This is a genomic window from Marinobacter sp. MDS2 (assembly GCF_030718085.1).
In the GTDB taxonomy this organism is placed as follows: domain Bacteria; phylum Pseudomonadota; class Gammaproteobacteria; order Pseudomonadales; family Oleiphilaceae; genus Marinobacter.
Genome location: NZ_JAVAJF010000003.1, coordinates 55,889 through 68,847 on the forward strand (window position 1 = coordinate 55,889; position 12,959 = coordinate 68,847).

The 12,959-nt window shown below is 55.6% G+C and carries 10 protein-coding genes; 6 read left to right on the forward strand and 4 right to left on the reverse strand.

The features are described from left to right. The first annotated feature begins 40 nt into the window (after positions 1-40). Together Q9245_RS13495 and Q9245_RS13500 are read left to right on the forward strand one after the other, a co-directional pair. Positions 41-838 (forward strand): ParA family protein, encoded by a 798-nt coding sequence (locus tag Q9245_RS13495; RefSeq protein ID WP_305897677.1) that lies wholly within the window; start codon positions 41-43, stop codon positions 836-838. Between the two features lie 14 nt (positions 839-852). Next, the gene (locus Q9245_RS13500; RefSeq protein WP_305897678.1) at positions 853-1,188 is read left to right on the forward strand and encodes a YqcC family protein; all 336 of its coding nucleotides are present in this window, start codon (positions 853-855) and stop codon (positions 1,186-1,188) included. A 16-nt stretch (positions 1,189-1,204) separates the two neighbouring features. Here the strand turns inward: Q9245_RS13500 and nadC are convergent, their stop codons facing one another. Further along, positions 1,205-2,044, reverse strand: a complete 840-nt coding sequence (gene nadC / locus Q9245_RS13505) for a carboxylating nicotinate-nucleotide diphosphorylase (protein ID WP_305897679.1) — start codon at positions 2,042-2,044, stop codon at positions 1,205-1,207. Between the two features lie 216 nt (positions 2,045-2,260). Here nadC and Q9245_RS13510 point away from each other — a divergent pair, with 216 nt between their 5' ends. The 4 genes from Q9245_RS13510 to Q9245_RS13525 all read left to right on the forward strand — a co-directional run bounded on the left by Q9245_RS13510 (position 2,261) and on the right by Q9245_RS13525 (position 8,280). After that, positions 2,261-4,549: a DUF1631 domain-containing protein gene (locus Q9245_RS13510; protein WP_305897680.1), complete on the forward strand. Its 2,289-nt coding sequence runs from the start codon at positions 2,261-2,263 to the stop codon at positions 4,547-4,549. Positions 4,550-4,665: 116 nt separating this feature from the next. Continuing rightward, on the forward strand, positions 4,666-5,268 hold the full coding sequence (gene ampD / locus Q9245_RS13515) for a 1,6-anhydro-N-acetylmuramyl-L-alanine amidase AmpD (protein WP_371824826.1): 603 nt from the start codon (positions 4,666-4,668) through the stop codon (positions 5,266-5,268). After that, on the forward strand, positions 5,269-6,156 hold the full coding sequence (gene ampE, locus Q9245_RS13520) for a regulatory signaling modulator protein AmpE (RefSeq protein ID WP_305897681.1): 888 nt from the start codon (positions 5,269-5,271) through the stop codon (positions 6,154-6,156). Positions 6,157-6,255: 99 nt separating this feature from the next. After that, positions 6,256-8,280 carry a methyl-accepting chemotaxis protein gene (locus Q9245_RS13525; protein ID WP_305897682.1) on the forward strand — a complete coding sequence of 675 codons (2,025 nt, stop codon included), beginning with the start codon at positions 6,256-6,258 and terminating at the stop codon, positions 8,278-8,280. A gap of 36 nt (positions 8,281-8,316) precedes the next feature. On the opposite strand, the gene Q9245_RS13530 is transcribed toward Q9245_RS13525, so the two are convergent. Genes Q9245_RS13530 through Q9245_RS13540 form a run of 3 tightly spaced genes read right to left on the reverse strand, consistent with a single transcriptional unit; the run spans position 8,317 to position 12,643 of the window. Next, a complete protein-coding gene (locus tag Q9245_RS13530; protein ID WP_305897683.1) occupies positions 8,317-8,874 on the reverse strand; it encodes a cob(I)yrinic acid a,c-diamide adenosyltransferase in 558 nt (185 codons plus the stop codon). A 27-nt stretch (positions 8,875-8,901) separates the two neighbouring features. Beyond that, entirely contained in the window at positions 8,902-9,786 is an 885-nt protein-coding gene (locus Q9245_RS13535; RefSeq protein WP_305897684.1) for a ketopantoate reductase family protein, read from the reverse strand. Positions 9,787-9,790: 4 nt separating this feature from the next. Further along, positions 9,791-12,643 carry a valine--tRNA ligase gene (locus tag Q9245_RS13540; protein WP_305897685.1) on the reverse strand — a complete coding sequence of 951 codons (2,853 nt, stop codon included), beginning with the start codon at positions 12,641-12,643 and terminating at the stop codon, positions 9,791-9,793. Positions 12,644-12,959: the final 316 nt, after the last annotated feature.

Consider the following 12,959-nt stretch of genomic DNA (forward strand, 5'->3'; position numbering starts at 1 on the left):
ACAACGAATTCAAAACGACAATGACGATTGGAGAGACAGCATGAGACGGGTTGTATTCAACCAAAAAGGTGGTGTAGGCAAGTCCAGCATTACCTGTAATCTTGCGGCCATCAGCGCTGCCCGGGGAAAGCGGACTCTGGTTGTTGATCTTGATCCGCAGGGCAATTCTACCCACTACTTGCTGGGAAAGGCTTCTTCCGAGCTGAAAGATACAGTGGCAGACCTGTTGGAGCAGACCGTGGCGTTCAGCATGTTCACTCGTCGCCCGGATGAGTTTGTGCATGCCACGCCCTTTGATAACCTTTTTGTGTTGCCGTCCAGCCCGGAGCTGGATTTCCTTGAGCGTAAACTGGAAGCCAAGCACAAGATCTACAAACTGAGAGAGTTTCTGAAGAAGCTGGGTGACAGTTTTGACGAAATTTTTATCGATACCGCACCGGCCCTCAATTTCTACACCCGGTCAGCGTTGATTGCGGCGCAGCGTTGTCTGATTCCGTTCGACTGTGACGACTTCTCGCGTCAGGCTCTGTACAACATTTTGCACGAAATCCGCGAATTGCAGGAAGATCATAACGACGCGTTGGTGGTTGAAGGCATTGTGGCGAATCAGTTCCAGCCCAGGGCCAGCCTGCCAAAGCAATTGGTGCGGGAGTTGATTGAAGAAGGTTTGCCTGTGCTACCGGTGCGTTTGTCCAGTTCTGTGAAAATGAAAGAATCCCATCAGGCACGAAAACCACTGATACACATGGCGCCCAAACACGCGCTCACACAGCAGTTCGAAGACCTGTACCGGGTACTGCACGGTGAAGCGGTTGAGTTGGAAGCGCTGGCGGATTGACGGGGCCATTGACCATGACTGATAGCCAATCTCATGCAAGTAACGTTGCCGACAGCTTGCTCCAGATAGAATTAGAGCTCAGAACCTTGGGGGCATGGCAAGAACAACCGCTGCCGCCAGAAGCGTTCGAAAGCACGCAGCCGTTCTGTCTGGATACCATGAGCTTCCCGCAGTGGCTTCAGTTTGTTTTCGTTGCGCGCATGAAGGTGCTGCTGGAAGCCGGGCAACCACTGCCGTCTGTGTCCGGTATTGCGCCGATGGCGGAGGAATACTTTCGAGCCCGGAGCGAAAGTGGCGCCAGGCTTATTCAGGCGCTGGCGCACATGGACGGTTTGCTCTCGGGGGAGTGAGGGAGAGGCGTCTGGATTATACCAGGCGCATAGACAGGTCGATGGCCCTGACGTCTTTGGTGAGTGCGCCGATCGAAATGTAGTCAACGCCGGTTTCTGCAATGGGGACCAGGGTTTGTTCGTTGATGCCGCCCGATGCTTCAAGTTTTGCGCGCCCGGCTACATGCTCCACCGCTTGCTTCATATCCGCCATTGAAAACTCGTCCAACATTATGATGTCGGCACCGGCATCCAGTGCCTGCCTTAGCTCATCCAGAGATTCGGTTTCTACTTCGACCGGTTTGCCCGGAGCAATGCGGTGGGCCTCGGCGATGGCTGCCGCGATAGAGCCGCACGCAGCGATGTGATTTTCCTTGATCAGGAAGGCGTCCCACAGCCCGATGCGGTGGTTGCTGCAATCGCCGCAGGTGACCGCATACTTCTGCGCAAGTCTTAATCCAGGCAGTGTTTTACGAGTATCCAGCAATTGCACTTTGGTATGTGACACCTTGGCGGCAAACCGGGCGCACTCGGTCGCCACGCCGGAGAGCATTTGAAGCCAGTTGAGTGCAGACCGTTCGGCGGTTAGAAGCGAACGGGCATTTCCGGACATCCGGAAGATAACGTCATCCGCCTGCAGTTGATCCCCATCCTCGTGCAACCATTCCAGCTTAACGTCCGGATCTACCTGGCGAAATACTTCGTTCACCCATTCTTTGCCGGCCAGTCGAGCAGGTTCGCGAGTGATAACCCGTCCTTCGGCGTGCTTGTCGGCAGGGATCAGCATGGCGGTGATGTCGCCATCGCCGATATCTTCCCGCAGGCTTTCAGCAACGGATTCAATGCGGGCCTGTCGAAGCAGTTCTGGGTTGATCATGGTGACGTTCCGGAAAAGTGAATGTAGGTTGATAGGCCGCAATTCTACTGCGCTCGGGCGCTTAATCAAAATGTGCAGCGCAAGGCGGAATAATGTGATTGAGTTCCGGCGTAAACAAAAGGTGACAAATTCTGACAGAAGGTGACAGGCAATGCCTATATGATGTAAATACGCCGTGTTTTACATTGTTTAACAGGTTTGGAGCGGAGCATATCCATGGCACAGCACAGTAAGGTCGTTCACTTGAGTGGCCAAACATCGGTAGGCAGATTTTCGCTACCGGTGACGTTAGTGCGACTTCGGGATAGCTCTGGCCAATCCCTACGGACAGTGCTTGCCGGATTCTTCGAACAGGCCGATGACAGTCTGTTTGCATTGGCTGACCGAGCGGGCTCGAACCAGGACCAGACATCCTACTTCGATGCCATGCGCGAACTGCGTTTGCGGCGCAAGGCCATGACGGTTTCCATTCTTCAGTACGTGAGTCAGGCGTTTAACGAACTCGGGCGGTTTAACCCGGGCCAGGAAGGTCCGTCGCTGGAGAACGTGGATGTTGATTCACTGAGCTTGGTGGACCACGGGGATCTTGAGCAGCAGGTTGCTCTGGACAACCTGACTAACCGCTTGCGTAACCGGTATTCAGAAGTATTGAGCCTGTTGGCGGCCAGAGTTCGCCACACCGTTCCGAACGTATCGTTGACCGATGCACAGATTCCTCTGAGCCCCGAGGTTTTGTGCGGAGCGATTTCAGAAGCCTGCGCTGATCTCGACATCGACATTCGCGCCAAACTGGTGGTGCTGAAATTGTTTGAACGAATGCTCACCGAGCAGTTAGGAGTGTTTTATCAGGCCTGTAACCAGACCTTGGTTACCCAAGGTGTCCTGGCGGATATGAAAACGCCGCCTCGCACCGGCCCGTCCGCTACGCGTCCTGTGCCAGCATCAGATAACGCCAGTAACACCGGAGGCTCAAACCTTGAGTCCCATCACACTCAGGCGGAAGTAACGCCGACGTTAAGTGAGTTGAGTGCATTGTTGCATCAAACCGACCATCAGGAAGCTCCGGCAGAAAAGGCCGGTGTGCAGGTGCTAGAGACAGAGCGGCTGATCAATCAGCTGAACCAGCTTCAATCGGCTGCGCAGGCTGCCCGCAGCGAGCAGGTGCTGCCATTGCGGGATCAATTGCAGTCATTGCTTCGGTCGGTCGAGGGAGGAAATGCGTCAGTCGGGCAGGTTGATGGCGATGTCATTAACCTTGTCTCAATGCTGTTTGAGTTTATTCTGGAAGACCGACAGTTGCACCCGGTGATGAAGGCGCTGATCGGGCGGCTGCAAATACCCGTTCTGAAGGTGGCCCTGAGTGACCGGAATTTCTTCAATCGCGGAGGGCACCCGGTTCGCAAACTGCTGAACGAGCTAGCCATAGCGGCAATAGGGTGGAGCGAAAAGCGCCCGGGCGTACGGGATCCGCTGCGGGATAAAATTGAAGAAGTGGTTGAGCGCGTGTTGTCTGAGTACAGCGAGAACGTGGGGCTGTTTGAGGAGCTCGTGAAAGACTTCGGCCATTTCATGGATCTGGACCGGCGGCGCAGAGAATTGGTCGAACAGCGGCTCAGAGATGCGGAAGAAGGACGTGCCAAGCAAGAGCGCGCACAGCAAGTCGCGGCCGAGCTTATCCGCCGGCAATCCGATGAGCACGAGCTCCCGCAGCCGGTTATACAGATTATCCATGATCCGCTTTCGCGTTACCTGCAGTGGGTGGTTTTACGTCATGGCGAAGAGAGTCCGGAGTGGGCTAATGCCAAGTCGTTAACCGGTCGCTTGGTGTGGAGTGTCGATCCGCGCCCGGTTTCCGTAGACACTCGTGCGGACCTGTTGCGAACTATTCCGGTTGTGGTTGAAGGGCTTAGAAAAGCGCTGCAGGAAATTTCCTGGGATCCGTTTGCGACCGATGCAATGATACGTGATTTGGAGTTGGTGCACGTCGATGTCCTGCAGACTCTGGTGACTGCGCCGATTGAATCTGGAAATCACCGGAATGAAACCGCGGAGTTTCCCGAGATCGAAGTAGATGTGAGCGGTGAGGTTGAGCCCTCGCTTCTTGAGCCAGAAGGCGTCACAGATAACGCGCTAGGGGCTGATCTGGACAAGAGTGAGGACAGTAGCGGTGGCTCGGCGGAGATTGTTGACCACGCGGTGTCGCAAAATGAGCGTTTAGTTGCTGACCAACAGTGGCTTGATACCGCCGATCAGCTGAGCGTGGGGTCCTGGCTTGAATTGAACAAAGACGGTGTGCGGGTTCGCTGTAAGCTGGCCGCCTTCATCAAAGTGACCGGTAAATACATCTTTGTGAATCGTAACGGCGCAAAAGTGGCCGAATATCTCCGTGACGACCTGGCCTTGGCTATGCAGGAAAACAAGATCTCGCTGTTGGATGATGGCCTGATTTTCGATCGCGCTCTGGAATCCATTATCGATAATCTTCGGCAAAGTCGAAAGGATTGATCCAGTTGCCTGTCCGGTAATTCGTGGCATCTGTAATCGCTTTGTGATTCAATCAAAGCACTTGAATCACTCATTGCCCCTACGGATGAGCCTTGCCAAATACACAATCTGATCTCATCGATTCCTCCGGTTCCACCGCTGATTTTGCCGCGCAGGTTGACAACTTGCGGGCGACAGGACGCTTCCCCGATGGTCGGTGGTGCCCCTCGCCCAATTTTGGTCCCCGTCCGGCCGAAGCTGAGATCACCTTGCTGGTCGTGCATAACATCAGCCTGCCTCCCGGGCAGTTTGGTGGCCCTTACATTGAAGACTTCTTTTGCAATCGCCTGGACCGGCACGCCCATCCTTATTTTTCTGAAATTGCCGACATGCAAGTGTCGGCGCACGCACTGGTGCGGCGGGATGGTTCGGTTGTGCAGTTTGTCAGCTGTCTTGACCGGGCCTGGCATGCCGGCCGGTCCTGCTTTGGTAATGAGCAAGAATGCAATGATTTTGCCATTGGGATTGAACTCGAGGGTGCTGACGACATTCCATACACCGAGGCACAATATCAAATGCTGGCACGGCTCACGCGATTGACCATGGCCGCTTGGCCGGCGGTCACTCCGGATCGCATCACCGGCCATAGCGATATCGCCCCGGGCCGAAAGACAGATCCCGGGCCGGCTTTTCAATGGTCGCATTTTCAAAAGCTTGTGGGCACTTCGGAGAAAGACTGAATGGTTCTGGTGATTTTTCTGCTGGCGTATGTGATACGTCGAAAGCTGGATCGGCAAGGAGCCTTCAGTACGGATGGCTTCTGGCGTACTTGGTTTCAGCAGGGCGCAACGAGCAAGGTGGGGCACGAAACCTCTGTAATAAAGGGGTATGCGCTGGTCGTACTACCCGCGATTTGTCTTGTCGTGTTGACGGTGCTGGCTGAGCAGCTCGGATTTCGGCTGGCGGTGTATCCGCTAGAGATGGTGTTGCTCGTCCTTCTGATGGGCGTACCGGGCTGGCAGGAGTCCCTCAAAGCCTACTCCGAGGCGTGGAGCCGCGGTGACATGCAGGGAGCATGGCATCACGTTAAAGACCGGCTGCCTGCCGATGAACGGGGAGCCGCGTTATCACCGGAAGCCATGCACCTGTCGGTTTCCAAGGCGCTGATTGAAAACGTGTTTGGCCGTTTTTTTCTGGTGGTGTTCTGGTATGTCGTCGGTGGCGTCGCGGCGGCGGTGCTGGCTCGCGGAGTATTGGCTTTGGCGGAGCATTGGCCGCAGGCCGGAGCGCGACCGAGTTATCGAAAGACGGCGGATTGGATTGGCTGGATTCCGGCAAGATTGCTGGGCTGCACGTTTGGTGTGGCGGGTGATTTGTCGGGTTGGTCCCGGAAAGCCCGTCAAATTATACCCGGCTTGAAAAAATCGACGACGGAAGTGCTAATGATTTCCGCCAACGGGTCGTTAACCGGATATGCACTTGATCCTGAACGGTTCTCGGAGTTGCATCCGGAAGACTGGCCACGTTTCGGTGGCCGCAGTCTGATCGCCATCAGGGATTTATTGAACCGCAGTATGCTGGTTTGGATCTGTGTCATTGCGTTGCTGGTTATTGCAGGCATGGTATAGGCCCATTACCACTTTGGAGCGATTTAAACGTTCCAGCTGTAGGTAACAATCAAAAAAATAACATTCATGGTTCGGTTTTCGAATCTGGGCGAGGGCGCTTTGAACTACTTAATTAATCCAGCGATTGCGTTGATGAACCGGCTGCCGATGGTTTACAAGTTCAGCCTCATCAGCATTCTCTTTCTTGGACCTATTCTGGTGCTGTCCTGGCTGGTCATTTCCGGTCTCAATCAGTCTGTGCAAACCATGAACCGTAGCATTGACGGGTTGGTGGAACTGCAGACCGCCGATCGTTTGTTGGCAGCGGCGATGGAATTTCGCGACTATAAGGCTCCCGCCATTCTCAAGGAGGATCCGGCCCTGGCCGAAAAGGCCGATCGGGCGGCAAAACAAGTGGATGCGTTGCTGACCGATTTGGCTGAGTCGCGCCGTTCGTTTGACGTGTCCGGTTCCTGGCAGGAGCAGATTCTTGCGTTGCAGAAAGATTGGCGTGCACTCCTGAAGAGCAATAGCTATCAGGGCAGCATGGACGCGCAGTTCAAGTATTATCAGGAATTCGTTCAGAAAGTCGTCGCAGTGTTGCCAGCCACCATGGAAGTGTCGGGGTTGGGGCAAGACGCTTCCAGAGAAAACCAGCTGTTGCTTGGTTTGGTGCGTGATGTTTTTCCGGATGCACGTAATGCCATTGGTAGCGCCCGATCTTACGGTATCTTCTCGCTCGTCGAAGGGCAGGTGGGCTATGCCATGAGCGAGAATCTGAACGAGATCTTTGATCGTTTGACCAACCGAAGCTCTTTGCTTTCGCCCAGTTTGGTCGTTGCCAAAGAATCTTCGTCTGAACTGGCCGGGGATCCAGCCCTGCCCCGAGTAGACGAAAGCCTGCTGGTTGTCAGAAACGCATTGGATATGCAGGTGATTACGCCCATGCGACTGGAAACGCCCTGGCAGCAATACGATGCAACGGTTACTGCCCAAACCAGGCATTTCGATGCTTTGATTGAGACCATTTTTGACGTGGTGGGAGCCAACCTGGAGCGCCGTTTGGCCAGTGAGACACGCCAGCGAACCACCATCGTTGCGTCTCTGATCGCCGTAATGCTGGTCGTGGTGTATTTGTATATCGGTTTCTTTATGTCGGTCCGGGTTGCCATCAATCGGTTCAGTTCTGCGGCGAGAAGCGTGGCGGCCGGTGATATGACCACGCATATCGAGCTTTCCAACCGCGATGAATTAGGCGAGCTGACATCCGAATTCAACAATATGACGGACAAGATCGCCGAATTGATCCGGTCTGTCAGTGCGACCACCGCCGATGTCGGCCTTCAGGCCGTTCGGGTTAACGATACCGCGGCTGCGAACAGTGAAGCTGTGGCGCGCCAGATGGATGAAAGCAGTCAGATTAACGAAGCCATGGGGCAGATGGTGGAAGCGGTCAACGAAGTGACCGAGAGTGCTCATCGGGTGGCCGATAGTGCCGGTAGTGCCGAACGGGATACCGAAACTGGCCGACAGGTGGTTGCGGATACGGTAGAGACCATTCACAAGCTGGCTGGCGAGATCGCCGGTGCGATGGAGGTCATCAATCGGGTTAACAAAGACAGCGATAATATCAGTCAGGTTCTGGTCGAGATCAAAGCCATTGCGGAGCAGACCAACTTGCTGGCGCTCAATGCCGCTATCGAGGCTGCGCGTGCTGGCGAATACGGTCGCGGGTTTGCAGTTGTGGCAGACGAGGTGCGATCTTTGTCACAGCGCACGCACAAGTCCACTGAGGAAATCGAAGACATGATTTCCCGTTTGCAGGGCGGTGTGAAAGAAGCGGTTTCAGCGATGACCAGCAGTCATGGGGCGACGGAGTTGACCGTTCAGAAGTCGACAGAAGTGACGCAGGCACTGGATAGTATCGCGAACGGCATTTCAGAAATTGTCGATATGAGTCATCAGATTGCACAGGCGGCTGAAGAGCAGTCCGCGGTGGCGAAAAATGTGAATGCCAACGTTGAGAGTATCGGTGAGTTGGGCCAAAGCACGGCCGAAAACGCGCAGGAAACGTTGGATTCGTCTCGCCAGATGTCAGGCTTGACGGCCTCGCTTCAAAAGCTGGTTGAGACCTTCAAGGTCTGAAGCCGTCGCGACTTAATGCTGATTAAAATCCGGCCCTTAGAGGCCGGATTTTTGTTGTTCCCATAGAATTTCTTTGGCGCCTTCACGGCGAGCCAGCACCCGAGATACCACGAATAGCAGGTCCGAAAGACGGTTCAGATACTGTCGTGCACCGGCATTGATCTCTTCCTCCTGACTTAGGCCGACCACGATGCGCTCGGCGCGGCGGCATACGGCACGTGCCAAATGACACTGTGCGGCAGCAGGCGAGCCGCCGGGAAGGATGAAGTTTTTCAGCGGGGGCAAGTCTTCATTGTGTTCGTCCAGCACTTGTTCCAGCCAGTTGATGTGCTTCTCGCCAATCATCTCGCTACCGGGAATGGCAAACTCTCCGCCGATATCGAACAGGTGGTGCTGGATGCGGCGGAACAGATCGACCAGGGAATCGGCAGTGGGTAACGTTTCAACAAGCATGCCGACGTGGCAATTCAGCTCATCGACAGTGCCCATAGCTTCTACCCGCAGGGCGTTCTTGGTAACGCGGTTGCCGTCTGCCAGGCCGGTCGAGCCGTCATCCCCGGTGCGGGTATAAATTTTTGATAGGCGGTTGCCCATAGTGGTTGTGCTCCTAATGAAAGAGTGTCAATTCAGTTGTTCTACTTGATCGGTGAGCATCCGGTTCACAGCGGTGTCGATGCCGAGTTCTGCCCCAAGGCGCGCTAAGTAGCCGTTAATGAAGTCGATTTCGGTTTTGCGCCCGGCCAACCGATCCGCACGCATAGAGGAGGTGTTGGTTGCGGTTTTGCAGGCGACGGTTTCGATCGCCTCCCTGAGTGCCGTCGCAGATCTCGGAGATTGGCCGCTGGCGGTTAACAGTTTGCTGATTTCCCGGCACAGAGGATCAATCCACTGTTGATAAAACGGGTGTGCAAGTATCTCGCCGTTCGGGCAATTCAAGATCGCGGTAAAGGGATTGATGCCGGCGTTGATCACCAGCTTTTGCCAAAGCCTGTCGAAAATGTCCGGTGTGGCGTTAACGCTCAGGCCGCTTTCTGCCAGCGTGGAAACAGTTTTGCGAAGTCTGGCTTCGCCAGCGGGTGTCAAAGCGCCAACCCAGGTCTCACCTTGCCCGGCATGGACGGTGAGTTCGGTTTCGGGGCGGTTTGCGCCTTCGGTGGTGGTCGCCGCGAGAATAGGGTGGCTTGGCCAAATTTGGGCCACACGTTGCTGGCTGCCAAGGCCGTTCTGGAATAAGACGACGGGCGTTGTCTCGGGCAGTCGGGGCATTAATGGCTGCAAGGCCGCCAAGGTGTCGCCAGCCTTTGTGGTGACGATCAGCAGTGAGGGCGATTCTGTGTTGGTTAACCAGGGGATTTGCACGGATAGTTCCGGCCCATTGATGGGCCGGAATCGATAGCGAAGGGGTGCGGCAGACTGCTCCGGGCGGGGCACAAAAGCCACCTGACCAGCAGGGAGCTTGGCCGCCCAAAGCCGGCCCAGAGAGCCGGCACCCAGAATCGCAATCATGGCCTTACATGGCCTCGATTTCGGCTCGCTGTGCACTCAACCGCTGCAGGCTGCCTTGGGCATCGCGCAGTTTGCCTTTTTCTTTCTCGATCACTTCAGCCGGTGCTTTGGCCGTGAACTTCTCATTGCTCAGCTTGCCTTCAACTCGGCTGATTTCTTTTTGCAATCGATCCAGCTCTTTGTCCAAACGCTTGAGCTCGGCATCTTTGTCGATCAGGCCAGCCATGGGAACCAGCACTTCCATCTCGCCAACCAACTGAGTAGCGCTCATTGGGGCTTTTTCTGAACCCAGCCATTCCAGTTTCTCAAGCTTGGCCAAAGACATCAGGAACTGACGGTTGGCATTCAGGCGGCGTTCGTCTTCGCTGTTGCCGCCTTTCAGGAATACCGGCACCGGCTTGCCCGGGGAGATGTTCATTTCGCCACGGATGTTACGCACCGCAACGATAACGCCTTTCACCCATTCGATATCGGCTTTGGCGGTGGCGTCTTGCTTGCTCTCTTCAGGCTGCGGGAAGGGCTGAAGCATGATGCTGTCACCGCTCTTGCCGGCCAGAGGCGCAATGCGCTGCCAGATTTCTTCGGTGATGTACGGCATCATCGGGTGCGCCAGGCGCAGGATAGATTCCAGAACACGAACCAGTGTGCGGCGGGTTCCGCGCTTTGCTTCTGCGCTGCCGCTTTCGTCGCTCAGGCAGGGCTTGGCCAGTTCGAGGTACCAGTCGCAGTATTCGTTCCAGATGAACTCGTACAGCGCGTAAGCGGCCAGATCGAAGCGGTACTGCTCCAGGTGGCGGATTACTTCTTGTTCGCAGTGCTGCAGCTCGCTGATGATCCAGCGATCCGCTAGAGACAGTTCTACCGGCTCGTCGTTCACACCGCAGTCTTCGCCTTCGGTGTTCATCAGTACGTAGCGTGCGGCGTTCCACAGTTTGTTGCAGAAGTTGCGGTAGCCTTCCAGTCGTTTCATGTCCCAGTTGATGTCACGGCCGGTGGTGGCCATGGCCGCCAGGGTGAAGCGCAGGGCGTCGGTGCCGTGGGCCGCGATGCCTTCCGGGAATTCTTTCTGGGTACGCTTGCCGATTTTTTCAGCCAGTTTGGGCTGCATCAGGTTGCCGGTTCGTTTTTCCAGCAGTTCGTCGAGGCCGATGCCGTCGATCATGTCCAGCGGGTCGATGACATTGCCCTTGGATTTGGACATTTTGTCACCGTGTTCGTCGCGGATCAGGCCGGTGACGTAAACGGTTTTGAACGGAACCTGCGGCGTGCCGTCTTCGTTCTTCATGAAGTGCATGGTCATCATGATCATCCGGGCAACCCAGAAGAAGATGATGTCGAATCCGGTGACCAGCACGTCGGTCGGATGGAAGGTTTTCAGGCGCTCGGTGATTTCCGGCCAGCCCAAGGTACCGAAGGTCCACAGCGCGGAGCTGAACCAGGTATCCAGTACGTCGTCGTCTTGTTTCAGTTCCAGATCGGCGGCCAGATTATGCTTCTTGCGCACTTCGTCTTCATCACGGCCGACGTAGATGTTGCCTTCGGCGTCGTACCAAGCCGGAATCCGGTGGCCCCACCACAGTTGGCGGGAGATGCACCAGTCCTGGATGTCCCGCATCCAGGAGAAGTACATGTTTTCGTACTGTTTGGGCACAAACTGGATGCGGCCGTCTTCTACCGCTTCAATGGCGGGTTTGGCGAGGGTTTTGGCATCGGCAAACCACTGGTCTGTGAGCATTGGCTCGATGATCAGGCCGGAGCGGTCACCGCGGGGTACGCTCAGTACGTGGTCTTCAACCTGTTGTACCAAGCCTGCTGTTTCCATGTCCGCAACGATTTGCTTGCGCGCGGCTTCTCGGGTCAGGCCGGCGTAAGCGGCCGGCATGCTGCCATCGATGTCGCTGTTTTCGGTGCCGTCGCTGTTGAACACTTCGGCGACTTCGCGGATGTTCGCGTCCTGAGTCAGGACGTTGATCATCGGCAGGTTGTTGCGTTTGCCGACGGCGTAGTCGTTAAAGTCGTGGGCCGGGGTAATTTTTACGCAGCCAGAGCCCTTTTCGGGGTCGGCGTGGTGGTCGGCCACGATCGGGATTCTGCGGTTTACCAGCGGCAGCATGACGTGCTTGCCGATCAGGTGCTGGTAACGTTCGTCGTCCGGGTGTACAGCTACGGCTGTGTCGCCGAGCATGGTTTCGGGGCGGGTGGTGGCGACCACGACGTAGTCTTTGCCTTCTTGGGTGGTTGCGCCGTCAGCCAGCGGGTAGCGTAGGTGCCAGAAGAAACCTTTTTCTTCTTTGTTTTCCACTTCAAGGTCGGAAATGGCGGTGTGCAGTTTCGGGTCCCAGTTGACCAGTCGCTTGCCGCGGTAGACGAGGCCGTCTTCGTACAAGCGGATGAACACTTCCTGTACGGCTTTGTAGAAGCCTTCGTCCATGGTGAAGCGTTCGTTGCTCCAGTCTACAGAGTTGCCAAGGCGGCGCATTTGGCGGGTGATGGTTCCGCCGGATTCTTCTTTCCAGTTCCAGATGCGCTTGATGAACTCTTCTCGGCCTAGGTCGTGGCGGGTTTTGCCTTCTTCGGCGGCGAGTTTGCGCTCGACGACCATTTGGGTGGCGATGCCGGCGTGGTCTGTGCCGACGGTCCAGACGGTGTTGTTGCCCTGCATGCGCTTGTAGCGGGTGAGGGTGTCCATGATGGTGTGCTGGAAGGCATGGCCCATGTGCAGGCTGCCGGTCACGTTAGGTGGCGGGATAGCGATGCTGTAGGACTGGCCTTCTCCGCTGGGGCGGAAGTACCCTTTGGATTCCCAGTTTTCGTACCACTGGCGCTCGATGTTTTCTGGCTGGTAGGTTTTTTCCATGGGTTTCTGCAGTGACCGTTGGTTGATTCACGAGGGAAAGTTTGAAACCGGCGATTATACATGGTCGGCTTGGTTCGGGCGAACGTTCGGCTCCGGTGTTCCTATATTCTTAGCTTGCTCGTTTGGGTGTTAGCGAAGTTGGGACAGGCTTTCCAAAAACCGCTTCGAGCACATCCATGTGCGCTTCTCTCCGGCCATCCATGGCCTCCGAAATTTTTGGAAAGCCTGTCCCAACTTCGCTTATCAAACTCTGGCTTATTGTCGCGCTCAAGTTTGTGCTGTATCTATGTGTTTGGAAATTCGTGAGCGACCGTAT